The 25077-nt window shown below is 69.5% G+C and carries 20 protein-coding genes and 1 tRNA gene; 17 read left to right on the top strand and 4 right to left on the bottom strand.

Annotated elements, in window-relative coordinates:
* The coding region (locus JGS39_RS16280) for an FAD-dependent monooxygenase (RefSeq protein WP_219569816.1) at positions 1–1537 on the top strand (1537 nt) is incomplete at its 5' end.
* Between the two features lie 43 nt (positions 1538–1580).
* On the opposite strand, the gene JGS39_RS16275 is transcribed toward JGS39_RS16280, so the two are convergent.
* Both JGS39_RS16275 and JGS39_RS16270 read right to left on the bottom strand, forming a co-directional pair.
* On the bottom strand, positions 1581–2408 hold the full coding sequence (locus tag JGS39_RS16275) for an MDR/zinc-dependent alcohol dehydrogenase-like family protein (RefSeq protein ID WP_219569815.1): 828 nt from the start codon (positions 2406–2408) through the stop codon (positions 1581–1583).
* Positions 2409–2496: 88 nt separating this feature from the next.
* Positions 2497–3624, bottom strand: a complete 1128-nt coding sequence (locus JGS39_RS16270) for an acyl-CoA synthetase family protein (RefSeq protein ID WP_219569814.1) — start codon at positions 3622–3624, stop codon at positions 2497–2499.
* 432 nt (positions 3625–4056) lie between these two features.
* Here JGS39_RS16270 and JGS39_RS41690 point away from each other — a divergent pair, with 432 nt between their 5' ends.
* The 13 genes from JGS39_RS41690 to JGS39_RS16205 all read left to right on the top strand — a co-directional run bounded on the left by JGS39_RS41690 (position 4057) and on the right by JGS39_RS16205 (position 20414).
* Positions 4057–7992: a type I polyketide synthase gene (locus JGS39_RS41690; RefSeq protein WP_219569813.1), complete on the top strand. Its 3936-nt coding sequence runs from the start codon at positions 4057–4059 to the stop codon at positions 7990–7992.
* A 196-nt stretch (positions 7993–8188) separates the two neighbouring features.
* The gene (locus JGS39_RS16260; protein WP_219569812.1) at positions 8189–8818 is read left to right on the top strand and encodes a TetR/AcrR family transcriptional regulator; all 630 of its coding nucleotides are present in this window, start codon (positions 8189–8191) and stop codon (positions 8816–8818) included.
* 280 nt (positions 8819–9098) lie between these two features.
* Positions 9099–10340 (top strand): MFS transporter, encoded by a 1242-nt coding sequence (locus tag JGS39_RS16255; RefSeq protein WP_219569811.1) that lies wholly within the window; start codon positions 9099–9101, stop codon positions 10338–10340.
* Between the two features lie 30 nt (positions 10341–10370).
* The gene (locus JGS39_RS16250) at positions 10371–10676 is read left to right on the top strand and encodes a putative quinol monooxygenase (protein ID WP_219569810.1); all 306 of its coding nucleotides are present in this window, start codon (positions 10371–10373) and stop codon (positions 10674–10676) included.
* Positions 10677–10784: 108 nt separating this feature from the next.
* Positions 10785–11612, top strand: coding sequence for a cyclase family protein (locus JGS39_RS16245; RefSeq protein WP_219569809.1), 828 nt, complete (start codon positions 10785–10787; stop codon positions 11610–11612).
* Positions 11613–11626: 14 nt separating this feature from the next.
* The gene (locus tag JGS39_RS16240) at positions 11627–12835 is read left to right on the top strand and encodes an acyl-CoA dehydrogenase family protein (RefSeq protein ID WP_219569808.1); all 1209 of its coding nucleotides are present in this window, start codon (positions 11627–11629) and stop codon (positions 12833–12835) included.
* Positions 12828–13553, top strand: coding sequence for an SDR family oxidoreductase (locus JGS39_RS16235; protein ID WP_308120452.1), 726 nt, complete (start codon positions 12828–12830; stop codon positions 13551–13553). The genes JGS39_RS16240 and JGS39_RS16235 overlap by 8 nt, the downstream gene beginning before the upstream one ends.
* Positions 13550–14365, top strand: a complete 816-nt coding sequence (locus JGS39_RS16230) for a class I SAM-dependent methyltransferase (protein WP_219569807.1) — start codon at positions 13550–13552, stop codon at positions 14363–14365. The genes JGS39_RS16235 and JGS39_RS16230 overlap by 4 nt, the downstream gene beginning before the upstream one ends.
* Positions 14362–15231, top strand: coding sequence for a menaquinone biosynthetic enzyme MqnA/MqnD family protein (locus JGS39_RS16225; protein ID WP_219569806.1), 870 nt, complete (start codon positions 14362–14364; stop codon positions 15229–15231). Before JGS39_RS16230 ends, JGS39_RS16225 begins: the two co-directional genes overlap by 4 nt.
* Positions 15232–15401: 170 nt before the next feature.
* Positions 15402–17186, top strand: coding sequence for a CoA transferase (locus JGS39_RS16220; protein WP_219569805.1), 1785 nt, complete (start codon positions 15402–15404; stop codon positions 17184–17186).
* A complete protein-coding gene (locus JGS39_RS16215; RefSeq protein ID WP_219569804.1) occupies positions 17183–18847 on the top strand; it encodes an AMP-binding protein in 1665 nt (554 codons plus the stop codon). Before JGS39_RS16220 ends, JGS39_RS16215 begins: the two co-directional genes overlap by 4 nt.
* On the top strand, positions 18844–19962 hold the full coding sequence (locus JGS39_RS16210; RefSeq protein WP_219569803.1) for an NADH:flavin oxidoreductase/NADH oxidase: 1119 nt from the start codon (positions 18844–18846) through the stop codon (positions 19960–19962). Before JGS39_RS16215 ends, JGS39_RS16210 begins: the two co-directional genes overlap by 4 nt.
* A gap of 379 nt (positions 19963–20341) precedes the next feature.
* Positions 20342–20414: transfer RNA gene (locus JGS39_RS16205), tRNA-Arg, on the top strand.
* Positions 20415–20461: 47 nt separating this feature from the next.
* Here the strand turns inward: JGS39_RS16205 and JGS39_RS16200 are convergent.
* Both JGS39_RS16200 and JGS39_RS16195 read right to left on the bottom strand, forming a co-directional pair.
* Positions 20462–22135 (bottom strand): site-specific integrase, encoded by a 1674-nt coding sequence (locus tag JGS39_RS16200; protein WP_219569802.1) that lies wholly within the window; start codon positions 22133–22135, stop codon positions 20462–20464.
* Positions 22132–22812, bottom strand: coding sequence for a helix-turn-helix domain-containing protein (locus JGS39_RS16195; protein WP_219569801.1), 681 nt, complete (start codon positions 22810–22812; stop codon positions 22132–22134). Before JGS39_RS16195 ends, JGS39_RS16200 begins: the two co-directional genes overlap by 4 nt.
* A gap of 94 nt (positions 22813–22906) precedes the next feature.
* Here JGS39_RS16195 and JGS39_RS16190 point away from each other — a divergent pair, with 94 nt between their 5' ends.
* The 3 genes from JGS39_RS16190 to JGS39_RS16180 all read left to right on the top strand — a co-directional run.
* Positions 22907–23137: a hypothetical protein gene (locus JGS39_RS16190; RefSeq protein ID WP_103492428.1), complete on the top strand. Its 231-nt coding sequence runs from the start codon at positions 22907–22909 to the stop codon at positions 23135–23137.
* Positions 23138–23352: 215 nt separating this feature from the next.
* The gene (locus JGS39_RS16185; protein WP_219569800.1) at positions 23353–24588 is read left to right on the top strand and encodes a DUF3631 domain-containing protein; all 1236 of its coding nucleotides are present in this window, start codon (positions 23353–23355) and stop codon (positions 24586–24588) included.
* A gap of 195 nt (positions 24589–24783) precedes the next feature.
* Positions 24784–25077: DUF2637 domain-containing protein (locus JGS39_RS16180; RefSeq protein ID WP_219569799.1), on the top strand; the 294-nt coding region annotated here is incomplete at its 3' end.

The following is a 25077-nucleotide window of genomic DNA, read 5'->3' as shown; positions in this document are numbered from 1 at the left end:
CGAGGTCCTGATCGTGGGCGCCGGCCCGAGCGGCATGGTGGCCGCTTGCGAGTTGCTGCGCCGAGGCGTACGCACGCGCATCATCGACCGCGCCCCCGCCCCCTCGCCCTTCCCGAAGGCCCTGCTGGTCTGGCCGCGGAGCATCGACCTCTTCGAGGACCTCGGCGTACTCGGGGAACTGCGTGACGCGGGAACCCAGATCAACGCCTTCAGCTACTTCTCCGAGCGCCGGCTCCTGGCCAGCTTCGACTTCCCGCAGCACCTCAGCCCCGTATGCCTTCCGCAGAACGAGACCGAGCGGATCCTCCGGGAGCGGATGGAGAGCCTCGGCGCCAAGGTGGAGCGGGGCGTACGGCTGCTGACCCTGGAGGGCCTGGACTTCTCCGGCCGCATAGAGGGGACCGAGGATGTCACCGCGGTGCTCGAGCACGAGGACGGCCGCATCGAGCGGACCCGCGCCCGCTTCGTGATAGGCGCCGACGGTGCCGGAAGCGCCGTTCGGGGCCTGCTCGGCGGCGGCTTCTCCGGCAACACGTACGAGAGCGCCTTCGCCCTGGTCGACACCCACATCAAGGGATTCCTGCCGCCGGATCAGGCCCTCTACTACCAGTCGCCCGCCGGGGCACTGGTGGTGGTGGCGCTGCCCGGCGGAGTGTTCAGGTTCTTCTGCAGCCTGCCGGCGGGCGAGAAGGTCACCGTGGAGCGCATGCAGCAGATCGTGGACGAACGAGGCCCGGCCGGGGTCACCTTGACGGATCCCGTCTGGGTCTCGGACTTCCGCATCCACGCCCGCCACGCCGACGAGTTCCAGCTCGGCCGCGTGTTCATCGTCGGCGACGCGGCGCATGTGCACAGCCCCGCCGGCGGCCAGGGACTCAACACCGGTATCCAGGACGCCCACAACCTTGCCTGGAAGATCGCGTCCGTCCTGCACGAGAAGGCTCCTTCCGATGTACTGCGTACCTATGGACCCGAGCGCGCCGCGGTGGCCCGCCGCGTGGTGCGGGACACCGACATCCAGACGCGGGGCTGGCTGGTCAAGCACCCCACAGCGGTCATGGCCCGGGATGCCGCCTTCCGGGTCGCCGAGCGCACCGGGCTGTTCCGGCTCTACGCGCCGGTGATGGCGGGGCGGCGGCTCGCCTACCCGGCTGCGCGGGAGACCCAGCTGCCGGCCGGGCGGACCTCCTGCCACCTCCGTTCGCGGCTCCCCGGCGGCCTGACCGTCGGTGCGGTCTTCCCGCGTTCCCTTTCCGTTCCCGGCGGCTTCGTGGGGACCCGCGAGGAACCCGCGGGGTGGACGCTGGTGGTGACCTGCCGGGGTGAGGCGGCGACCTGGCGCGAGCAGGCGCGAGCGCTCGTGTCCGCCTGGCCGCAGGTACGGGCCGTCGACCTGTCGGCCAGATCCGCGCATACGGATACGGGATGCCGCCAGCAGGGCTACTACCTCGTGCGGCCGGACGGGCACATCGCGGCACACGGCCACGCAGGCGACCTGGACCGACTGCACAGCGAGCTGACCCGGTGGTTCGCGTGAAGGGGGGTGCAGCTTCGCAGCCGCACCCCCCCTTCACATGTGCTCAGGCGGTGGCCTTCGCCTCGCTCCGGGTCGAGCCCAGCGACAGCTCGCCCGTGGTCATCAGGTCCAGGAGCTGAGCGAGGCCGCGGTCCTCCGGCGTAGCCGCGCGGAAGACGAAGTGCCGCAGCCCGGCCTGCTCCGCGCCGCCGAAGAACCTGAAGAAGCTGATGTCCTCCGGGTGAGCGGCAAAGCTCTCGTGGAGATAGACGGTGCCGCCGTCCGCCACGAGGCCCCTCTCGGCCGCCGCGAAGACGCCTTCGGCCGCCTCGTACACGATGTCGAACGAGCCTGCGATGCTCGCGATGTCCGTCACGGCGCGGACGGCCCCCAACTCGACCGCCTGCACCGCTTGTTCCTGGTCGGCGACCACGGCGGTGACCTCCGCGTTCAACGCGGACAGCAGCTCGACGAGGAGACGCCCGACACCCACTCCGGCTCCCGTGACCAGCACGTGCCGCTCACGGATGACCCCTGCGTTGCGCACCAGGCGCAGAGCCGTGAGCACCGCGACGCGCAGGGCCGCCGCCTGCTCGAAACTGACGTAGTCGGGCAGCACCGTGGCGTACTCCGTGGGCAGCGCCATGCACGGGGCCCACTGCATTCCGGTCGCCACTCCGACAACACGATCACCCGGCTGAGGGCTGAATCCCTCCGGCGCGGCCCGCATGACCACTCCCGCCACGTCCCAGCCCGCGATCCAGCCCTCCGGCAGCGGCTCGGCCTTGATCATCTCGTCGAGTTCGGGAGCCACCGCGCGCACCGCGACGAGTATCTCGTCCTCGGCCTGCGCCGTGATCGCGTCCTTCATGGTGCTGGGCTGTTCGGACATGGCTTTTCCTCTCGTGCGTACGGTGTCTTTCATCGATGACGCGTCCGGCGCTTCGTCCGGCATTTCGCCCGGCACTTGGTCCGGCATTTCAGAACTCCCCCGAGGCCGGCGGGAGCGCTCCGATCGGCTGGTCCACCGGGACGACCTCGAATGCCTCCGGCAGCTCGGCGACACAGCCGGCGAGCACGAGATGGCGTTCGAGAACCTGGAACCTGACCCAGGCCACGCTGTGGTGGTCGTCGACGGCATCCGGAGCCAGGCGGACCCGCAGCCGGATCCACCCCTCCGGAGTGACGGTGACTTCGGCCTCCGCGACCTCGCCGCACGCCGTCGCCAGAGCGACCAGTTCCCGGGCGTCGATGGTGCGTCCGCGGAAGCGGAAGAAGGGGGGCGTGGGCCCGAACACCCTGAGGGCGGGGCTCCGGTGATCGCATGCGCAATGCGTGAACTCGGCACGTTCCCGGGTCTCGTACCGGATCAGCGGAGGAACGCGCGCGGAACTGAGCGTAGTGAGCAGGACTCGGCCGTCGACCACCTCGACCAGCTGGTGCGGCAGAGGGTGGTAGACGTCCGCCAGGCACTGTGGACCACGCCGGCCGATCACCCACGAGGTCGGCGTGCCGTACAGGCGCCAGGTATCGGTGTAGGGGAAGTGGGCGGCGAGCAGGGCGTCGGGCGTGGTGTCGTGGGCCGCCCCGCCCAGGAGGAGGGTTCGCAGCCAGGGGATCGGCCGACCTGCGGCGACGTTGCTGAGCAGGCGCGCCAGGGTCTGTGGCGGTGCCGCCACCGCGGTCACCCCTTGCCTGGCGAGAAAGGCCAGCCAGTTGTCGGCGTCGCCCTCCGGCAGATCGCCGACGGGGAGCACCGTGGCCCCCGCCGTGGCGGCGAAGCGATTGAAGAAGTAGTGGTCGGGGCGGAGCCGGCCGGAGGGGTGGAGGTTGGCCACGACGTCCTGGGGTCCGATCGGGTTCCAGGCGCGATGGATCTCGGAGGCGAACATTCCCTCGGGTAAGAGGCTGAGGCCGGGTGCCTCCAGCGTCCCGCCGTGGGCCCAGAGCAGGCCTGGACGATCTCCGCGAAGGGCGATCGCCTCCTGGGTCGCTGCCGCCAGCTCTTCCTGGGTCAGCACCGGGAGGTCCCGCAACGCGACGTCGTCGCGAGCGGTGTGGCGCTCGTACTTCGCCGCCAACGAGGGCAACCGGGCGGCACTTCGCACCAGTTCCTGCAGTAGGGACGCCGGAGCGCGTGCTCCTTGTTGCCCCCCGGCGTCGGTGCGCTCCCGGTACACGGGCGCACCGCTCAACGGGGGCATCGGGCGGGCTGTGCGCGAAACCATCGGGGCTCACCCTCCTCGCTCGTACAGCCGAACCGCAGCGGACTGCCGTGGCTCCAGCATGGGTTGACTGCGGCTCATGTTACGACCTCGGTCGCTTCTTAGTCTAGAGTATTAGTTTCTACTCAAGGATCAATTCCCTGTCGATGCGCACCTCGCGATTGCGCCACGTGGCCGGTTCGAGTCAATCGTTGTATCAGAAACTAATACTGGCCTGAGGTCCACGCTTGAACTACGATCCCCTTGTTGGCGCTGCCGGGGCGGCGCCACTCGTGCGTTCTTCTCCACACCGGGAATCCATAGGGGGGCTTTGACGTGGGCGTAGGCAGAGAAGGAACGACCATCGCCGTAGTGGGGATGGGGTGCCGTTTACCCCAAGCTGAGAGCGTCGAGGAGTACTGGTCCAACCTTGTCGGGAACAGGGACTGCGTCACGCCCGTCCCTCGAGAGCGCTTCGACATCGAGTCCGTCTACGCGCCTCAACCGGGAACACCCGGGCGCACGGTCAGCCGGCACGGCGGCTTCCTGAACGACCCTTTCGCCTTCGACCCGGGGTTCTTCGAGATCTCCCCGGCCGAAGCGGCGAGCATGGACCCCCAGCACCGGCTGCTGCTGCCTGTGGTCCGGGAGGCCCTCGAAGGCGCGGGCATCCTCCCGAGTGCGCTCGCGCGTACGGCCACCGGCGTGTACATAGGCCAGGCCACGGCCGACTACGCGCACGAGAACCACGTCGAGACCCATGACCTGCGCGAAGCCACCGGCAGCCACATCCGGGCCATGGGCTCCGGCCGCGTCTCCTACGATCTGGACCTTCGCGGGCCGAGCCTGACGGTCGACACCGCCTGCTCCTCCTCACTGGTGGCCGTACACATGGCACGACAGGGGCTGCTCACCGGGGAAACCGATCTCGCCATCGCCGGTGGGGTCAACCTCATCCTGTCGCCGCTCGACGCCGTGGCCTACTCGCAGGCGGCGATGCTCTCGCCGGAGGGGCGCTGCAAGTTCGGGGACATCGCCGCCAACGGCTTCGTGCGCAGCGAGGGCGTCGGCGTAGTGGTGCTGGCTCGGTTATGCGACGCCGAAGCGGCCGGATACCCCGTCCTGGCGCTGCTCCCGGGAAGCGCGGTCACCAACGACGGGCGTGACAGCGGATCCCTGATCAAGCCTTCGGAAGCGGGCCAGGTCACCTTGATAGAGCGGGCGTGCCGTGATGCCGGCGTCACGACGGAGCAGCTCGACTACATCGAGGCGCACGGAACAGGGACGCCGGTCGGCGACTCGGTGGAACTGCGCGCCCTCGCCGCCATCGCCCGGGAGCGCGGTCCGCGGAACGGTCCGCTCAGGACCGGGTCGGTCAAGTCCAACATCGGGCACACCGAGGCGGCCGCGGGAATCGCCGGGCTGATCAAGGCGGTTCTGATCGCCCACCACGGCGTCATTCCCGGGTCCCTGCACGTGCGGGAACCTCAGGCCGCGCTGACGGACTCGGCGGGCGCGGTGCAAGTCGTCGCTCACAACGAGGAGTTGGCCGCTGACAGGGAGCGCACTCTCGTCGGAGTCAGCTCCTTCGGACTGTCCGGCACCAACGCGCATGTCGTTGTGGCCGAGGCCGCGGGAAGGGAAGCCGGTACGCAGCACGGCAACACGGAGCTCCCTCCGGCCAGGCCCACTCATCTGCTCGTGCTCAGCGCCCGCTCCCGTACGGCGCTGCTCCGCCTGGCGAGTGACTACGCCGGCTTCCTCTCGCCGGGCGGTGCCGGCAGCGAGCTGCCGCTGTGGGACATCTGCGCGACAGCCGCACTCCATCGAGACGCACACCCCTACCGGCTGTGGGCCACGGGCACCGACCACGAAGACGTGGCTCAGGCACTCCGGACGCTGGCACAGGGCGGCGACAGCGACCGGGCGGGCCTGGGGGAGGCGGGTTTCGGAGGCGCCAAACGCACGGTGTTCGTGTTCCCCGGGCAGGGATCGCAATGGGCCGGCATGGGGCAGTCCCTGTTGAGGTCCACACCGGCGTTCGAGACCGCGATCAACGCGTGTGACGAGCTCGTTCGGGCCGAGACGGGCCGCTCGGTCACCGAAGCCCTTACTGACGGGGTCATCGGGGACGACATCGCCGAAGTCCAGCCGATCCTGTGGGCCATGGAAGTGGCGCTTGCCGCCACGTGGCAGGACATGGGCGTCGACCCGGTGGTGTGTGCCGGCCACAGCATGGGCGAGGTCGCGGCGGCAACGGTGACCGGCGCCCTGGCGCCGGCGGACGCCGCCGCAGTCATCTGCCGACGCAGCGCACTGATGCGTCGCACCGTGGGGCAGGGCGCGATGATGTCGGCGGACGTCTCCGCCGAGCAGGCCGCGGACCTCGTCGCCGCCGAGAAGGACGTATGCGTCGCCGCCGAGAACGCCCCCTCGTCCACGATCCTGGCAGGAGACGCCGCCGCGCTGCGCCGCATCGGCCAACGCCTGGAGCAGGCCGGGGTCTTCCACCGGATCGTCCGCGTCAATGTCGCGTCCCACTCGCCTGCCATGGATCCGCTCCGTGACGACCTGCTGGCCGCGCTGGCCGGTATCGCCCCCGTCGACGGAGCGGTCCCGCTCTACTCCACCGCTCGCGACACCCTTCTCGGCGGGGCCGAGCTGGACGCCGGGTACTGGATGGAGAATCTGCGGCAGCCCGTGCGGTTCCTCGACGGCATCAGGCACTTGGTGAAGGAGGGCGACAACGCCTTCGTCGAGGTCAGCCCGCACCCCGTTCTCCAGATGGCGATCGATGACGTGGTGCGGGAGGCAGGTGCCGCGTCCGGTGCCGTTTCCTCCACGACAAGGAAGTCGTGCGAGGAGCCTCTCCTCCTGGCCCGCTCGCTCGGAGCGTTCTTCGCCATGGGAGGCAGTGTCGACTGGGAACGCTGGTTCAGGGGGAAGGCCCGGCAGACGCCCCTGCCCCACTACTCGTGGGACCGCGAGTTCCTCCGTCGCGAGACAGCCGTGCCCCGTACTCCGGACGAGGCCGGCGGCCGGACCGCCGACATCACGACGGACCTGACCGACGCGATGGTGAGCCTGCACGGCCTCCAGGCCATTCCACCGGTCGTTCATCTGGCCGCGCTCCACGAAGCGGTGAGCGCCACGGCCGGCGGGGGCACCGTCACGTTGGAACAGGCCGAGGTCAAGGAGATGGCCGAACCGTCGGAGGAAGGTGAAACGATCCTGCGAGTCCACGTCGTGGCCACACCCGGCAGGACGGTCGCCACGGTCCGCACGGCGCATGACGCCTCGCGTACGGCACTGGTCGCCCACGTCCGCGTCGAGGACGAGGACGCCGTCGACCAGCAGCAGTCGTTGAGGCGGCTGGATGCCGCCCTCGCCCGGTGCCGGACTCCGCGGACGTCGGCGCAGTTCACCGAGGACCTCATCAGTCGCGGGTACGCCATCGGTCCCCGCATACAGACCCTGCAACGCCTGTGGCACCGTGACGGCGAGGCTGTCGCCCTCGTGAGAAGCCCGCACACCTCATCGCACGCCGCGTGGGAGAGCTGCCTGCTGGTGCTCCTGGCCTGCGTGGCGGACAACGCGTACACCGTCACGTCCTTCGGGCGCGTCAGGTTCCACCGGCCTCTCACCGGTGACGTCTGGGTACGTGCGCTGTTGACTCCCGGGGATTCCGGCCGCACTGCCGTGGCTCACGTCTCGGTGCTCGATTCGCAGGGTCTGCCGGTGGCCGAGTTCGGCGGCATCGAACTGCGCCGTGTCGCGCCCCCGCTCCGTGGGGGCGTCCCTGACGGATACGGCCTTTCGAGCACGGTCCGCAAGTCGGCCCGACGCCTGGCGGCAGCCACTCGTACGTGGGGGAGGCCACGCCCTGTGCGAACCCGTCTGCCGCGAGCGGTGGCCGGCTTCCCCGCAACGACGGCGCACCCCTCCGCGGGGAAGCCGGCGGGCGGGCCGGCAGAACCACTGGGCGCGATCCCCTCGCCACGTGCCGGCGACCAGCGGCCGCCGCTCGCGGTCCCCGAAGACGCGGGCGCCTTGTTCCTGGCGCAGGTCTCACACGTTCTGGGGCTCCCTGTCGAGCGGCTGGACCCACGCCGCTCGCTGCGGGACTACGGGATCGACTCCTTGAGCGCGGCCAAACTGCGCATCAGGTTCCGGCATGCCACCGATCGGGACGTCGCGCTCTCCCGTCTGCTGAGCAACAGCGCCCTGAAGGAGCTGGTCACCCACGTGAGTTCGCTGCAGCCCGCTCCCTGAGCTGCGGATAGCCCCAGGTCGCGGGGGTGCCCAAGCACCCCCGCGATGGGTAAACCATAGACCAAGACTGCACTACTCATCATTCATGGATCGTGATACAAGTGGACATGCTGTAAGGGTGCGGCCGGGGCGCGCGACACCGTGAACCACGGCAGCCGGATCGTGCACGCCGTCCCGTGCGCTACTGGAGTCAAAGATGGTCGAGACAGTTTCTCCCGCCACGGCGCAGCCGCTGGGGCGCCGGGAGCGTAACAAGATGCGCGTCAAGAACGGCATCTACGAAGCCGCCCTGGAGCTGTTCACCCAGAAGGGCTACGACCAGACCACGGTCGAAGAGATCACCGAGAGGGCCGACGTCGCACGCGGCACCTTCTTCAACCACTTCCAGCGCAAAGAAGACATCATCGGCGAGTGGAGCGAGCGGCGGCAGGCCCGCCTGCGCGAGGGGCTGGATTCGGAAGGGCTCGAGAATTCCGAGGGCGCCGACATCCGCCTCACCCTGTCGCACTGCATGAGCATCCTCGCGCGGATCACGCTCGACAGTTCGGCGCAGACCAAGGCCCTGCTGACCGCGTGGGTGCGCGCGGGAGCGCCTCTGGAGGAAGAGCCGCACACCGCGCACATGTTCAGCCGCTTCATCGAGGCGGGGCGAGAGAGTGGCGAGATCCCTCAGGACGTCGACCCCGAGCTGGCAGGCCATCTGCTGCGCGACGTCTACCTCGGCGCCCTGTTCCGATGGGCACGCAAGCCCGTCGGCGAGGGCGACCTGGAAGCCGAACTGCAGGCCGCCTGCGCCACACTGACAGACGGGCTCATCCCGCGCTGAGCGGAGAAGCCCCTGAGGGCCGTCCCGCAATTCCTGGCGGGACGGCCCTTGTCCACTTTCGGAGCCCCGGGACGACGGAAACGTCACCCGGGGCTCCGTCGTTCCCGCACCCCGGCCCGACACCCGGCCCGACAGCCCCAGCGACCGAGCGGGGGTCAGGTCTCAGCCAACCAATCGTCCACCGAGCTCCATGGATTGACTGCGATGCATCAGATCTCTTATGGTCAGCAGGAAGCATCCAATAGATCGAATCCGTATACCTCAGACAAGGAGGAGCTCCGTGTCCGACCACCGTTCAGGCGCCCGTCCGAGCGCAGTGGCCATGACTGTGGGGCTGACCCTGCTGGCCCTCAACCTTCGGCCTGCCGTCGGCAGCGTTTCCCCCCTACTCGACGACATCCAGGAGTCCGTCGGGCTGTCCGACTCGGCGGTGAGCGTCCTCACGACACTGCCGGTCGTGTGCCTGGGTGTCTTCGCTGCGGTGTCCCCGGCCCTGTCCCGCCGGATGGGCACCCCCCGCGCCCTGGTGCTCGGCTTCGTCTTCCTGATCGCCGGAATTCTCGTCCGGCTCGACGAGGCCGCCTGGGCACTGTTCCTCGGAACCGCTCTGGCGGGCGCCGGACTCGCCATCGGCAACGTGCTGATGCCGGCTGTCATCAAGAGCGTCTTCCCTGACCGGGTGCGCCTGTACACCGGCATCGGCACCGCGGTGCTCAGCGCCGGCGCCGCACTCGCGGCAGGCGTCGCCGTCCCCCTGCGCAACGCCACGGACAGCTGGAGCGGCTCGCTCGCCCTGTGGGTGATCCCCGCGGCGCTCGGCCTGATCGTGTGGCTTCCCCTCGCCCGCCGGGCCGGCCGTCCCGCGCCCGCCTCCGGCTCCGCGGCCGCCGGATCCCTGCTGGGTGACGCCATGGCGTGGCAGGTCACCGGGTACCTGGCGCTGCGCGCGCTGGTCTACTTCACGGCCCTGGGCTGGCTGCCCACGATCCTCGCCGACTTCGGATACAGCAACGCCACCTCCGGAGCGCTGCTTTCCCTGGCCATGCTGGTGAGTGTGCCCGGTGCGCTCTTCGCCCCGATCCTCGTCGGACGCAAGGGGACTTCCCCCATCGTCGTCGCCATCGCCGTCGCCGGCGCAGTCAGCCTGCTGGGTCTGCTCTGGGCGCCGGGGATCGCCGCCCTCTGGGTCGTGATCCTGGGCATCACCCTGGGGGCCGGACACGCCATGGCCCTCACCTTCATCGGCCTTCGGTCCCCCAGCCCTCAGGTCGCGGCTCAGCTCTCGGGCATGGTGCAGACCATCGGCTACCTCGTCGGCGGTATCGCGGGGCCGCTTCTGCTGGGCCTCCTGCACGGAGCCACCGACGGATGGACGGTCTCCCTCGTCCTGCTGGCCGCCTTCACCCTGCCCGAGCTGATCCTCGGCCTGTGCTCCAGCCGCAGCCGGGCAGTGCGTCCGCGCTCCCGCCAGTCCGGTGCCACGCACCAGCCGGCGGCCCAACCGCCCGCACTGGTCGACTGACCACCCTTCCCTCACTCCCAAGGAGAACGCATGTACCACGTTGCCGTCGCCTTCGACGTACAGCCCGACCGGCGAGAAGAGTTCATAGCCGCCTGCCACGCGGACGCACGTGACTCCGCCGTGGACGAGCCGTTCACCCAGCGGTTCGAGCTGGTGGTGGACGAGAACGACCCCAACCGGTTCTACCTGGACGAGGTGTACGACGACGCGGCCGGCTTCGACAAGCACATGGCCGGTCCGCACTTCGCCAAGTTCTTCGAGCGGATCGGGCACATCGCCGAAGGCCCTGCCTGGCTGATCCGCGGCACCCGGGTCGTGGACCCCACCGCGTCCTGACCTGTCCGGCATCGGCGGCCGGCCGAAGCCGAGGGGCCCACCAGCCTCCTCGCTCGCGCCGGCCGCCGTCCCTGTCCCCGCCCGTCACGCCCGAAGGAGAAGCTTGTCATGTGCAGCCCCAAGGTCATGGAACAGGTCTACGGAGAGGCCGGCCACAGTTGCGCCGACCACGCCGCCGACTCCCAGGACACGCCGCGGACGACCCCGCAGCCCAGCAGCGCCACACCTCTCATCAGCGGCAGCCGCGTCAGCGATCTGACGCACACCTTCGGCAACGACTTCCCCGTGCTGGAGCCGATCGTCCTCAAGCCGAACATCGACCACTTCGCCGATGTGGCCGGCGAGGGGTTCAACGCGAACAAGCTGGAGATCGACGAGCACACCGGCACCCACGTGGACGGTCCCGCCCACCTCGAGGACGGGCCGATGTACACCGACGAGATTCCGATCGACCGCTTCATCGCACCCCTTTGCGTCATCCGGATAGGGGACCGTGCCGCCAAGGACCACGACACCACGCTCACCGCCGACGACATCCTCAGGTGGGAGAGCCGTCACGGCCGGATCCCGCCGGGCGCCCTGGTCGTCATGGACTCGGGTTGGTGCGACCGGATCAACACTCCCGGTGCCTACATCAACCGGGATGCCGCCGGCGTGCCGCACTTCCCCGGCCTGGGCTTCGACGCGGCGGAGTTGCTGGTCAGCGAGCGCGCGATCGTCGCCGCAGGCACCGACACCCCCAGCCTCGACGCCTCGAAGAACCTCCAGGTGGACGACCCGGGAGCGCACCGCATCGTCCTCGGGGACATGCGCTACGGGGTGGAGAACATCGCGAACCTGACCACCGTGCCGGAGCTCGGCGCCACCGCTGTGGTCGGGCTCATCAAGCACCGCAAGGGCTTCGCCGGACCGTGCCGTGTGTTCGGCATCTACTGACGGGGCCCGCGCGCATGTGTCCGAGCGCTGAACTGCACCGCCCGAAGGAGGCCGAGGCGCCCCGGTTACGACGGACGTCCTCCGAGAGGGACCTGCTGGACGCCGTTCCGGCCGCGTCCTCGCTCGCCGCGCAAGGGGCCGATGCCGCGGATCGCGACGGCCGACTCGCGGCGGAGACCGTAGCGGCACTGACGGACGCCGGGTTTCACCGGCTCTTCGTACCCCCCGGATGGGGCGGTTTCGACGGGACTTTCACCACCCTGGTCACTACGGTCGCCGCCGTCGGCGAAGGCTGCGCGTCCGCCGCGTGGGTCGCGGCAGTCTTCGCCAACTTCGGCCGGCTGGCGGGGTTTCTGCCCCAGGAAGGCCAAAGGGCGGTCTGGGGCAACGACGCGGACGCTCGCCTCTCCGGTGCGGTGGCCCCCTCCGGACGCGCTCTGCCGGCGCCCGGGGGGTGGCTTCTCTCCGGAAGGTGGCAGTACGTCAGCGGCGCCTCCTTCTCCGACTGGGCACTGCTGGCCGGGAGGGCGGCCGAGGGCGGCGGCGAGCAGGTCAGGTTCTTCGCTGTCCCCCGGCGCGAGTACGAGATCACCGGAACCTGGTCGGCCCCGGGCATGCGCGGCACGGGCAGTGACACGGTCCGGGTCGAGGGAGCGTTCGTCGCGAAGGAACTGTCCTTCCCCCGACGGCCGGCGGCCGGCGGTACGTCCTCGCCGTACCGTCGGCTGGCCGCACCGTCCGCGGCCGTGACCCCGCTCTGCTTCGTGTCGCCTGCGCTGGGCGCCGCGTCCGCGGCCCTGGCCGCCTGGGCGGAGCGGCTTCGAGGGGCGGGAACCTCCGGGAAGGCGCCCACGGAGGCCGCGCGCATCGCGTTCGCCCGCTCCACGGGCGAAGTGGACGCCGCGCGTCTCCTCGTCGACCGGGTGGCATCCGGAGCCGACCGCGGCCGCGTCATGACCCGCCCCGAGGTGGCGCGCCACGCACGGGACGCCGCCCTGGCGATGGACCTGATCTCCACCGCCGTGTCCCGTCTCTACCGGCTGGTCGGAACCAGCGGGCAGTCGGAATCCCGCTTCCAGCGTCCTTGGCGCGACATCACCACCGCGGCCGGCCACGCACTGCTCGACTTCGAAGCCGCCGGCCGCTCCTACGCGGACGAGTTGATCACTTCCCGGAAGGCGGCGCACGGCGCCCCACAAGACGCAAGGAGCCATCGTGGCTGAAACAGGCCGGACCTACGCACTGATCACCGGAGCCAACAAGGGGCTCGGCCGCGAGGTGGCACGCCAACTGGGCCTCCGCGGCATGACCGTACTCGCAGGTGCCCGCGACCGTTCCCGGGGCACACGGGCCGTCGACGAGCTACGGGAGTCCGGTATCGACGCCCACTTCGTCCAGCTCGACGTCGATGACGAGGCATCCGCGTCGGCCGCCGCCAAGCACGTCACCGCCGAGTTCGGACAGCTCGACGTCCTCGTCAACAACGCGGGCATCGTCGAGGACGACATCGCGCCCAGCGCGACGACGTCCGCCATGGCCGAGCGGATCTACCGCACCAATGTCCTCGGCGTGATCGCGACAACCCACGCCATGCTGCCTCTTCTGCGCGCCTCGAACGCCGGACGGGTGGTCAACCTCTCCAGCAGGCTCGGTTCACTGGCCAAGGCAGCGGACCTCGCCGCCCCGCACCGGGCGCTGCTGGCGTACAACTCCTCGAAAGCGGCCCTCAACTCGCTGACGCTGCACTACGCCCGCGAGTTCGCCGGAACCCCTCTGAAGATCAACTCCGCGACACCCGGCTACGTGGCAACCGACCTGAACGGCCACCAGGGCACCCGCACGGTCGAGGAGGGCGCACGCGTGGTCGTGGACCTGGCCACGCTGGACAAGGACGGACCAACGGGTGGCTTCTTCGACGAGGACGGACCGGTGGCCTGGTGACCGGCGGAACGAACGGCGCCCCCGCAGCCGGTACTTCCAGGGAGCGCTACGGCGAGAGCCTCTTCGTCCGGGACACACCGGAGTACAGGCGCCTGCGGCTGCTGGGCGAGGTCTTCGACCCGCTCTCGGTCCGGACGCTGGCCGCCATCGGCGTCCGGCCCGGCATGCGCTGTCTGGAAATCGGAGCCGGCGGTGGTTCCATGGCGCGCTGGCTCTGCGGACAGACCGCGCCGACCCAGGTCGTGGCCACGGATCTTGATGTCTCGGCGCTGGAGCCCGGGCAGGACGAGAACCTCCTGCCGATCGTTCACGACGTGACGCGGGACAGCTTCCCCACCGAGTCCTTCGACCTGATCCACGCCCGCTTCGTACTCAACCACCTCCCCGAACGGGACGAGGTGTTGAAACGGATCACTCAGTGGCTGCGCCCCGGCGGTGTGCTGATGGTCGAGTCGTTCTCGTGGTTCCCCGTCGACAGCTCCCCCAACGCCGGGTACCGCAAGGCCTTGCTGCGATGGAGTGACCTGGTGCGGGACACCATCGGAACCGACAGCAGATGGGCTCGTAACTATCCGTCCGCGCTCGGGTGCCACGGCCTGCGGGACCTCGACGCGCATACGGTCACCCAGCACATCAGAGGAGGCAGCGACCTCGCCGATTTCTGGCGGCTCACCGTGGACATGTCGAGGGAGCAGCTCCTGGGCAGGGGATACCTCTCCACGAAGGAGTACGAGGACTTCACCTCGTTGATGCACGACGTGGACTTCTGGGACCTGGCACCGGCCCTCACTCAGGCGTGGGGGCGGAAATGACCGGCACCCGGCCCCGCCTCGGTCACATCTCGTTCCTCAACAGCTACCCGCTCCTGTGGTCACTGCGCAGGACGGGCCTCCTGCCCACGGTCTCGCTGCACATCGACACCCCGGACAAGCTGAGTGAGGACCTCGTGGAGGGCCGGCTCGACGCGGGCCCCATCACCGTGGCCGAGTACCTCCGGCACAGCGGGGGCCTGCTCCTGCTCCCCGGCCTCGCCATCGGCTGCGACGGCCCGGTGCACTCCTGCAACATCGTCAGCAAGGTGCCGCTGCGGGACCTGCACGACCGGCCGGTCGGCCTCGGCACCACGAGCCGGACCACGGTGCTCCTGGCCCAGATGCTGCTGGAGGAGCGCATCGGCGTCCGTCCTCGGTACACCCCGTGCGTCCCGACGCTCTCCGCCATGCTGCACCACGCCGATGCCGGTGTGCTCATCGGAGACGTGGCCCTGCGCGCGTACCTGGAGGACGGGCCGCGTCTCGGCGTCGAGGTCCACGACACCGGCGGGCTGTGGAAGGAGTGGACCGGTCTCCCGATGGTGTTCGCGGTGTGGGCCGTACGACGGGAGTTCGCCGAGCGCCATCCGGCCGAGGTCGACGAACTGGCGCGTGGTCTCCGACTGGCACGCGCCCACAGCGAGGCCCATCTCGACACCGTCGCACGCGATGTCACCATGCTCGGCACCACGGTCACACCACATCAGGCAGCCGACTACTTCCGGCGTCTGTCGTTCGACCTGACGGCACGGCACCTGGTCGGCATGCAGGCGTTCGCGCGGCTCGCAGCCGAACGGGGCGCGGTCCCGGAGCATCAGCGGTTCTCGTTCCTGGGCGCCGGCCGCCCGGTGGGGAGCGACGCGTGAACGTGGCTCCCGCTGTCGACCGGAGCGTCACGCCGGCGCGGATCCGTGACCCACGGGCCACCCCACTGGCCGGAGTCACGGTCAGCGGTACGGCGGTGGGACGGGCAGGAGCAGTCGCTCTCCACCATCTCGGTCTGCTCGGCGCCAGGCATCGGCCCGGCGCCCGAACCATGAAGCACGTGACACGGGAGTGCTTCACGCTGGTACCCGAGGACGGCCTGCCTCCCTTGCTCTGCGAGGTACTTCCGTTCCCGGATGCTCCGGAGTCCCCGCTCGGCGAGACGGCGTTCCAGGCCATGGCGGGCCTGATGGCGGTGAACGGCCGCCCATGGCACGAACCACGCCGAATACCGATCGACTACGTCTCCACCTGCACCGGAGTTCTCGCAGTGCAGGCGGTGCTCGCGGCGATGATCGGCCGGGTGCGAGGGGCGCCGCTGCAACGGGTCCGCACGGCCCATTCCAGTGCGGCGCTGCTGAGCGTCTCGCAGTACCTGGCAGCTGCGACCGTAGCGGACGCATCAGAAGCCGATGAAGCGACACAATCGACACAAGCAGCACAAGCAGCAGAATCGGCGGGACCACCGGCCCGTCCGGACACGAGCGGAACAAGACCAGGACCGCCGTTCCTGAGCCGTGATGGCGTCTGGTTCGAACTGGAGACCCTGGACAGTGCCCCCTGGCGGGAGTTCTGGGCCGACCTCGGGCTGCGATGCCGTGAGGTCTCGCTGGGCTGGACGTCCTTCGTGAACCGCTACGCCGCGGCCGTCGCACCGCTGCCTCCGCTCCTGCACCGGACACTCGGCTCGCACGACTTCACGGACATCGCCGTCGCCGGAGCCCGGACGGGCCTCAGTGTCTGCCGCATGCGTACGGCGGCCGAGCGGTACGAGGACGACGGACCGCCCCCGGCGCCATGGAGTCTGCGCCCGCTGGGCACGGAACGCGCTCCCTCGGACACCCCGGCAGTCCTCCCCACGGCTGAACAGCCGCTACGGGGCATCACCGTCGTGGAAGCGACACGACGCATACAGGGCCCGCTGTCCGGGCACGTCCTGCAGATGCTCGGCGCACGAGTGGTACGCGTCGAACCCCCGGGCGGCGACCCGCAGCGATGCGCGGAGCCGGTGGTCGGTGACTGTTCTGCCCGGTTCCTCGCCCTGAACGAATCCAAGACCGTGGTCGAGGCGGACCTCAAGACCGCCGAGGGGCGGCGCACGGTCCGCGACCTGGCCCTGAAGGCCGATGTCTTCCTGCACAACTGGGCGCCCGGCAAGGCCGAGGAGTTCGCGCTCGATGCCGAAACCCTCTGCGCGGCCAACCCGTCCCTGGTGTACTCCCACGCTTCGGGATGGGGGTCCTCGTCGGCTCCGGACCTCTTTCCGGGTACGGACTTCATGGTCCAGGCCCGCTCCGGCCTGGCCTGGGAGATGGCCGAAGGCGCGGACCGGCCCCGGCCCACGCTGATGACGGTGCTCGACGTACTGGGCGGACTGGTATCGGCCGAGGGCATCCTCGCCGGCCTGCTGGCACGCGAACTCGGCGGAGGGCCACAACGGGTGGACAGCTCCCTGCTGTCCGCGGCATCGGTGCTCCAACGCCCGACAACCGGCCACGCCCTGTCCGCGCGTACGGACCCGGGAGCGGAAGGCCCCTACCGCACGGCAACGGGGTACATCGCCCTGTCACTCCCGGCTGTCGACGGGCTGAAGCTGCTGGGCGAGGCCCTGGACGTTCCGGCCGGCCTGTCCGAACCGCAGTTGCGCCGCGCCGTCGCCGCCGGCCTGAGGACCCGCCCGGCCCGGAGCTGGATCGAGGACCTCGACAGGAGCGGAATCAAGGCGGTCCTCGTACAGGAGGAGCTCGCAGCGGTCGCCCGGGAACCGGCCTTACGGGCGGACGTCCGTCATGGCGCATGTGCGCTGGTGGCACCACCTTGGAGTTTTCTGTCATGACCGTGCAGCTGCCCGACCTCGTGCCGTCCGAACTACGCCGCCGTTGGAAGGCCCAGGGTGTCTATCCCGGGCGCCCCCTGTTCGACCTCTTCCGCGAGAGGGCGCGCGAACACCCCGAAGCCATCGCGGTGGTGGAGCCGAGCAGCACCACCTCGTACGCGGAGCTCCTGCGCGCCGCGACGGCTCTGGCGGCCGAACTGAGCCGGCGAGGTGTCCGCCGAGGTGACGTCGTCGCGGTCAACCTGGCCAATGGATGGAGAGCACTCGCCGCGGACCTGGCCCTTGCCGCGACAGGAGCCGTCTGCCTCCCGTATCCCCTTGGCCGCAGGCGCCAGGACACCATGGCCATCCTGGGAAGGTCCCGGGCGGTCGCTGCGCTCATCACCCGTACGGTCGGGGACCAGGACTACGCGCGGACGGTTGACGACCTCCGCGCGGACCTGCCCGAACTGCGGCACGTGTACGTCGATGGCCGGCCGCTGCCCGGCATGCGAGCGCTGGAACCGGTATGGCACAGCCCGGCCCCGGATGCGGCCCGGCTCCTACGGGCGTCGCCGGATCCCGACTCGGCCGTGCGCATCATCGTGTCGTCCGGCACGGAGGCAGCCCCGAAACTCGTGGCGTACTCCCACAACGCGCTCGCCGCCGGCCGTGGACGTCTGCTGCGGAACCTGCACGCCGACGACGAGGAACCCCTGCGACTGCTGTGCATGGTCCCCCTGGCCTCGGCCTTCGGCTCGGTCGGGCTTGCCGCACTGTGTGTGCTGGGCGCGACCGTGCTCGTCACTCCACGATTCAGCTCCGCGGCCACCCTGCGCATGGTGGCCGGACAACGTCCCACGCATCTGGTGGGCGTACCCACGATGTACCAGGAGATCCTCACCGATCCGGCGCTGCCGAACACCGACGTGTCCTCTCTGCGCTGCGTCGTCAGCGGCGGCGCGCAACTCCAGCCGGAGACCGCCGCCCGGTTGCGGCGTGATCTGTGCGCCACGGTCGCCACCGTGTACGGGTCGGCGGACGGCGCCAACTCCCATACGCGGCCCGATGATCCCGCCGAGGTCGTGGACAGCACGGCGGGGCGACCGGATCCCTCCATCGTGGACCTCAGGATCGTCGACGCGAACGGCGCCGACGTACCCCCGGGCCATACCGGCGAGATCTGGGCGCGTGGCCCCATCACGCCCCTGTGCTACGTGAACGACCCCGACCTCAACCGCAGGTACCGCGCTCCGGGCGGTTGGGTGCGCACCGGGGATCTGGGGGCCATGGCCCCCGACGGAAGACTCCGGCTCACGGGCCGTAAGAAGGACATCGTGATCAGAGCCGGTCTCAACATCAGCCCGGCCGAGGTCGAACTTCACGTCTCGTCCCACCCCGAAGTGGCCGGCGCCGTCTGCCGTGGCGTACCGGACACGCTGCTCGGCGAACGCCTCGCGGTCTTCGTGGCCCCGATGCCGGGGGCGGAGCCTCTGACCCTGCCCGCACTTCAGCGTTTCCTGCTCACCGAACGCGGTCTGGAACGTGCCAAGTTGCCGGAGCTGCTGCACGTACTCCCGAAGTTCCCGTTCGGCCCGTCAGGGAAAGTGGACCGCGGACAACTCGACGCTCTCGTACGCGCGACCGGAAGTTCCGCACCCCGGACGGACGATGCCGCGTGAGCGCGCTGTTCGAACCCCTCGTCCTGCGCTCCCTGGAGATACGCAACCGGGTGTGGATGGCTCCCATGTGCCAGTACTCCGCGCCGGCGACCGGAGAGCACACGGGGACACCGGGAAACTGGCATGTCACCCACCTTTCGACGCGAGCCGTCGGCGGGGCAGGGCTGATCATGACCGAAGGAACAGCCGTGACGGCGGCAGGCCGGATCACGCCGACGGATCTCGGGTTGTGGAACGACCGTCAGCAGAAAGCGTTCGAGCGCATCGCACACAGCCTCCGCAACCTCGGATCAGTGCCCGGAATCCAACTGGCACACGCCGGGAGAAAGGCATCGACAGCTCGCCCGTGGGACGGCGGCGCGCCCTTGGCGCCGGAGCACGGCGGATGGCGCCCGGTGGGCCCGAGCCCCCTGCCGTACGGGGCCGGACACCTCGAGCCCAACGAACTGACGATCCACGAGATCCACCAAGTGATCGAGGCCTTCGCGCAAGCAGCACGACGCGCCCTGGACGCGGGTTTCCAGGTGGTCGAGGTGCACGGCGCACACGGATACCTGATCCACGAGTTCCTTTCACCTTTCACGAACCAACGGCGGGACCGGTACGGCGGATCGTTCGCCCATCGGATCCGATTCGCCTTGGAGGTGGCCGACGCCGTGCGCTCCGTCTGGCCGGACAGCCTTCCGGTCTTCTTCCGCGCATCAGCTACGGACTGGCTGGACGGAACCGGCGTAACCGGCGGAACCGACGTGAGCGCCGGGTCCGGCTGGACGATCGAGGACACCGTGCGCCTCTCCGGCGAACTCCTGGCTCGCGGCGTGGACCTGCTCGACATCTCCTCCGGAGGCGTGGCTCCTGGGATCGGAAAGCCGGTGGCGCCCGGCTATCAGGTTCCCTTCGCCGCGACCGTGCGACACAGGACCGGCGCTCCGGTCTCCGCTGTCGGGCTGATCACCGATCCGCGTCAGGCGGAACGCATCGTGGCCTCGGGGCAGGCCGATGCGGTGATGCTGGGGCGAGAACTGCTCCGCAATCCGTACTGGCCTCACCAGGCGGCAAAGGAGCTGGGTGGAAGGAGCGACTGGCCGCAGCCTTACGGAATGGCCGCTGTGTGACAGTGCCCGTCCGGGAGGGCGAGCCCGACAGCCGGCCGGAGGAACGGACGCACCCGGCACGGTCCGACACCACCCGCCTCCCCGCGCCTACACCCGACACCTTGATCGCACCGGCTCCACCCCACACTCCCCACGGGGAACATCCCAGGTCAGAGGGCACACCACGAGCCGATGGCGGCGCACAGCGACAACGGGGGCGACCTCCACAACCCCCATCCGCTAGGCTGTCAGCGGTCAGTCGACCTTGAGTGCGCCTGCCCGGGAAAGTGTCCTACCGGACCCCTGCCCAGGCACCGCCGCAAGGCCGCATGACCAGGGCGTTTGTCTCACTCCGCCCCGGCATTCCCCCAGGGGTCTCCGGCAAGGTTCGACAAGCCCCGCCTTCGTAGCTCAGGGGATAGAGCACCGCTCTCCTAAAGCGGGTGTCGCAGGTTCGAATCCTGCCGGGGGCACAACGCGTTACCGCTCTGACCTGGGGTTTCTCCCCCAGCGAGGAGTCTTACTCGGCCTCGGACTTCTCGTCCGGGGCCGTTTGCGTGAGCGGTGCGTGAGCGGACGGGAAGTTGATCTCCCGGATTTCCCCCAACGGATCAGCACCATCCGGCACGGATTCCGCGTCGGCAGACTCCGCGTCGTCGAGCTCGGCCTCCGCCTCGGGAGCGATGTTCTCGGGGGTTGTGCGCGCTCGCGGCACGAGCCGGGCCGCAGCCTCTGCGATTGCCAGATCCGCTTCGGGGAGCAGGCTCGTGTACGTGTCCGACGTGATGGTGATCGAGGAGTGGCCGAGCATCTCCTGGATGTCCTTCAGGCCGGCACCTGCTGCGTGAGCCAGAGTCGCGGCACCGTGACGGAGGTCGTGGAGCCGGACCGGCGGGAGGCCGATCTCCTCGTACAGCTCGATAAATCGCCGCGTGACGTTGGCAGGGTGGAGCAGTTCTCCGTTCTCGCGGGTGAAGACCCTTCCGGTCTCCGCCCAGGCGCTCCCCCACTTCTCGCGGTCCTTGTCCTGCTGGGCTCGGTGCCGCTTGAGTGCCTGGACGGTGTCGGCGTCGAGGGCGATGGTGCGCGCTCCGGCGTCCGTCTTGGGGTCGTCCTCGTACACCTCCCAGCCATTCACGACGAGTTGCTTGGCGACCGTGAGAAGCCCGGCCTCCAGGTTCGTGTCGGTCCACCTCTGACCGCATGCCTCACCTCGCCGTAGCCCACGAAAGGCGACCAGGTGGAACAGCGCGTACAGCCGGTCCTCGGCTACATGGTCGAGGAAGAGGCCGGTGTGTTCCGGCGTCCAGACCATCACCGGCGAGGGTGTCTCTCCGGTGCGCCTCCAGTGGAGGATGCGCTCCTCGGTCCACACGAGTGCCTTGGGACGCCTGCCCGCCTCCAACTCGACGTGGGAGGCCGGGTTGAAGGTGATCAACTGTTGAGCGATCGCGGCGTTCAACGCAGCACGCAGTGTGGAGCGAACGCGTTGGCGCGTTGCCGGACCGACGATCCGACGGTAGGGCTCCATCTCTGCGATGGCCGCTTTCATCGCCTTACGGCGGGAGCGCGGCTCGCGCCCCTTCCAGGGGATCTGTGCGAGATCCTCGACCGCTTTGCGCCGTGCGGCGTTTCCTTCGGCGATCTCGACGTTGGCCTCGGCTATGGCCTCGAACATCTCCGACAGGTGAGTGACCCGCAGGCGGTCGAGGCGCAAGTGTCCGATGCGCGGCTGGAGGTGGACACGGATATTGCTCTCGTCGCGGCTGATCGCGCTCTGCCGCCCCTTCTTGCCCGCCAGCCAGATATCTAGCCAGTCGCCGACCGTGAGGCGACTGGTGAGGTCCAAGCCGTGGCTCAGCCGACGACGGGTCGACTCGATGTCCGGCAGCGGGGCCTTCTCATCTGCCACCTTTTCCAGCAACTCGGCGATCTGATCCAGACCTTCGGAGTCGTCGGCGTCGGCAAGGCCGAGGAGCGCGCGTATGTGGTCGAGTTCGGCTTGTGCGGCTTTGAGGCTCTCGTAGCCGGCACGGCTGAACGAGCGGCGGGTTCCGTCGGCACGGGGCGGGAGTTCCTGGCGTACGGAGTAGGAGCCGTGCTTGCGGCCGGCGAGCTTGGGGCAATTCTTGCCGAGCGGCTTTCCGGTCTTGGGGTCGCGGCAGTAGCAGCGGCGGTGGGTGGAGCCCTTCAAGGGCGTACCTCCGAGGTGGTCTCAGGTGCCCATTCAGGCGGGTCCACGTCGTGGAGTGTGGGTGGAAGATCGGGTGGGATGGCTCCGTCGTCGCGGAGTTCCCGGCGGAGATAGCGGAGTTTGTACTTGGCGGAGAGGGCCTGGTCGGCGTATGCGGTCCGCTGGCGTTCGGCTTCTTCCTGCTGGGCGCGGCTGGTCGCTGTCTTGGCAGCGAACCGTGCCCGCTCCTCCTCCTCGATCGCGGCCAGGGCAGTGCGCACCAGGCTGGTGTGGACTTCGAAGTCGGGCACGAGGCCCGAGTCATGGCCGAACACTTCCTCTTCACCGGTGAAGCGCCGCAGAGCGTCCCATGTCGGCACGAGGCCCTGGAGGGGGAGTTCCTGCGTCCGGTCGACGTAACCGACCGGGAAGATCAGACAGGCCGGATACGTCTCCAACGCGGCGGCGAGGACGATGACGTCGACCAGCGGGAGGCCAGCCCGACGGCCCGACTCCATGTTGGCAATCACGTTGCGGGGAATGGGATGCCCGAGCCCCTCGCACCGATCGGCCAGATCCTGCGCACTCCACCCCATCTCCCGCCTTCTCCGGCGGACCTCACCGGCCACGTTTGCCTGGACCCGGTCCACCCACTCCGGGAAGTCATCCTCTTCATCATCCGAACGACGTTGTGTCATGTAGACACATTAGCTTGAGGATGCTGATTGGTAGACGCCTGGAGCCGGACGGGATGACCACGTTCGCCGAGGGCTGCACCGAAAGGGATGCCGCATGCGCGATAACACCACAGGGGGACAGCCCAAGGGCATGAGCCGGGAAGACCTGTTGGCCTTGCCGGTAGCCGTTGACCTGGAAACAAGCAATCGAGCCCTGGGCCTCGGCCGAAGCAAGGGGTATGAGCTGGCGAAGCGGGGCGCGTACCCGTGCAAGGTCCTGCGGCTCGGCAACGCCTACCGCGTCGTGACCGCAGATCTGCTGGATCTGCTCGGGCTGGCGGCATGAAGGGACGGCAGCGTAGCAAAGCATTCTGCGTTGAGCTGACACAGAATCGCTGGACTGTCGGCAGGAGTGGACGTACGGTCCGTGTTCCCTCGGGGTACGAAGTGGGCCTCCGGCGAGGCAACGCCGGAGGCCCGAGCAGCCCCGAACGGCCCTGGAAGAACCAACCCGGCGGCAAGGGCAGGCAAGCCCACCACCGCCAGACGAGGAGCTGCCCCGTGGAACACGCGGCAACCGAGCCCTATTCCACCCCTGACAAGCCTTCGTGGCCGCCGGTGGCCATACCCGGCCAGTCGACGGGCCACCCTGCTTCACCGGGAAAGCCGCCCGCAGCCGTCTCCGAGACTGCCCCGGTATCCGAGGGGGATCAGGTGCTGACGGAGCTGCTGGAGCAGATCCGCCGTTACGTCGTACTGCCGAGCGAGGAAGCGTTCACGGCCGTGACGTTGTGGGTGGCGGCGACTCATCTGCAGACGGCATGGCAGCACGCCCCGCGCCTGGCTGTGGTCGGGCCGGCGAAGCGGTGCGGCAAGTCGCGGCTGCTGGACGTGATCACCGAGAGCGTCCACGATCCGCTAATCACGGTCAACGCGTCAGCCGCCGCGGTGTTCCGGTCGATCACCGCCACACCGCCCACCCTGCTGGTCGACGAGGCCGACACTCTCTTCGGCTCCGCGAAGGTCGCGGAGAAGAACGAGGAGATGCGCGGCCTGCTCAACGCGGGGCACCAGCGTAACCGCCCCACCCTGCGGGTTTCCGGACCCAACCACGAGGTCTCGAAGTTCCCCACGTTCGCCATGGCAGCCCTCGCCGGCATCGGCGACCTGCCGGACACGATCATGGACCGGTCGATTGTCATCCGGATGCGGCGCCGCAGGCCGGGCGAGAAGGTGGCGGAGTTCCGTACCTTCCGTGACACCCCGCCCCTCCACGCGCTGCGCGACCGGCTCCTCGCCTGGTTGGCCCCGCTGCACGCCGAGGCGATGGAGCTGACACCGGCCATGCCGGTCGAAGACCGCGCGGCCGACACCTGGCAGCCGCTGGTGACCGTTGCCGACCTCGCCGGCGGGACGTGGCCCGACCTTGCCCGCACAGCCTGCCGGGTCATGGCCAAGCACGAGGCCGAGCAGGACCAGGACAGCAGTAGCCTCGGCATCCGCCTCCTGGCCGACATCCGCCGCGCCTTCGCCATCGAAGGCAATCCGCCGGCTCTCCGCACCAGCCGGCTCCTCGACATCCTCAACCAGGACGCCGAGACCCCCTGGCCGGAGTACACCACCAACGGCCTGACTCCTCGGGGCCTGCAGATCCTGCTCAAGGAGTACGGCATCAGCTCCGCACCCCGCCGCTTCCATGGCAACGTCCAGGCCCGGGGCTACGCCCTACTGCATTTCACCGACTCCTGGGCACGCTACTGCCCGGAGCCCGCACCCGAAACGACGACCGGGGCCTGACCCGGCACGACCCGTCGCGACTCGTCTCCGCGCAGGTCAGCGCGGTGACGGGTCGGGACCCGGTGACGAGTCGACTCGATGTCACCTCCGCACCCGTACCTGCCCTGACCAGGCACGCGACGAGTTGCGACGGGTCTCTCTCACCCCCGACCGGGCCACACCAGTCTCATCTCCGTACTCCTGGAGCGCTCCCCCTTGCCTTCTCCCACTTCCACCGCGGTACCTTCCCCTGCCCCGGTGCCCTTGACCGCAGCGATCCGCACAGGCGTGGCGCTGCTGGCCGTGGCAGCCTTCGCGCTTTCCTATGACGCCCTGCGGCAGATGGCCGCCGCCAGCCACATCCACCCGGCGCTCACCTACGCCTTCCCGCTCGTCATCGACGGGTTCATCGCCATCGGGATCGGCGCCTTGCTCGTCCTGCGGACCGCACCCCTGTCCGCCCGCCTCTACGTCTCAGCCCTGGTCGGCGTCGCCACCGCCACAAGCATC

This window comes from Streptomyces poriferorum (genome assembly GCF_019399235.1).
Taxonomy (GTDB): Bacteria; Actinomycetota; Actinomycetes; order Streptomycetales; family Streptomycetaceae; genus Streptomyces; species Streptomyces poriferorum.
This window is presented reverse-complemented; position numbering and strand designations above follow the sequence as displayed.

Coding starts and splice junctions, on each gene's coding strand:
- JGS39_RS16275 (WP_219569815.1), bottom strand. CDS start 2,408: ATGTCCGAACAGCCCAGCACCATGAAGGACGCGATCACGGCGCAGGCC.
- JGS39_RS16260 (WP_219569812.1), top strand. CDS start 8,189: ATGGTCGAGACAGTTTCTCCCGCCACGGCGCAGCCGCTGGGGCGCCGG.
- JGS39_RS16250 (WP_219569810.1), top strand. CDS start 10,371: ATGTACCACGTTGCCGTCGCCTTCGACGTACAGCCCGACCGGCGAGAA.
- JGS39_RS16245 (WP_219569809.1), top strand. CDS start 10,785: ATGTGCAGCCCCAAGGTCATGGAACAGGTCTACGGAGAGGCCGGCCAC.
- JGS39_RS16240 (WP_219569808.1), top strand. CDS start 11,627: ATGTGTCCGAGCGCTGAACTGCACCGCCCGAAGGAGGCCGAGGCGCCC.
- JGS39_RS16225 (WP_219569806.1), top strand. CDS start 14,362: ATGACCGGCACCCGGCCCCGCCTCGGTCACATCTCGTTCCTCAACAGC.
- JGS39_RS16220 (WP_219569805.1), top strand. CDS start 15,402: ATGAAGCACGTGACACGGGAGTGCTTCACGCTGGTACCCGAGGACGGC.
- JGS39_RS16215 (WP_219569804.1), top strand. CDS start 17,183: ATGACCGTGCAGCTGCCCGACCTCGTGCCGTCCGAACTACGCCGCCGT.
- JGS39_RS16195 (WP_219569801.1), bottom strand. CDS start 22,812: ATGACACAACGTCGTTCGGATGATGAAGAGGATGACTTCCCGGAGTGG.
- JGS39_RS16190 (WP_103492428.1), top strand. CDS start 22,907: ATGCGCGATAACACCACAGGGGGACAGCCCAAGGGCATGAGCCGGGAA.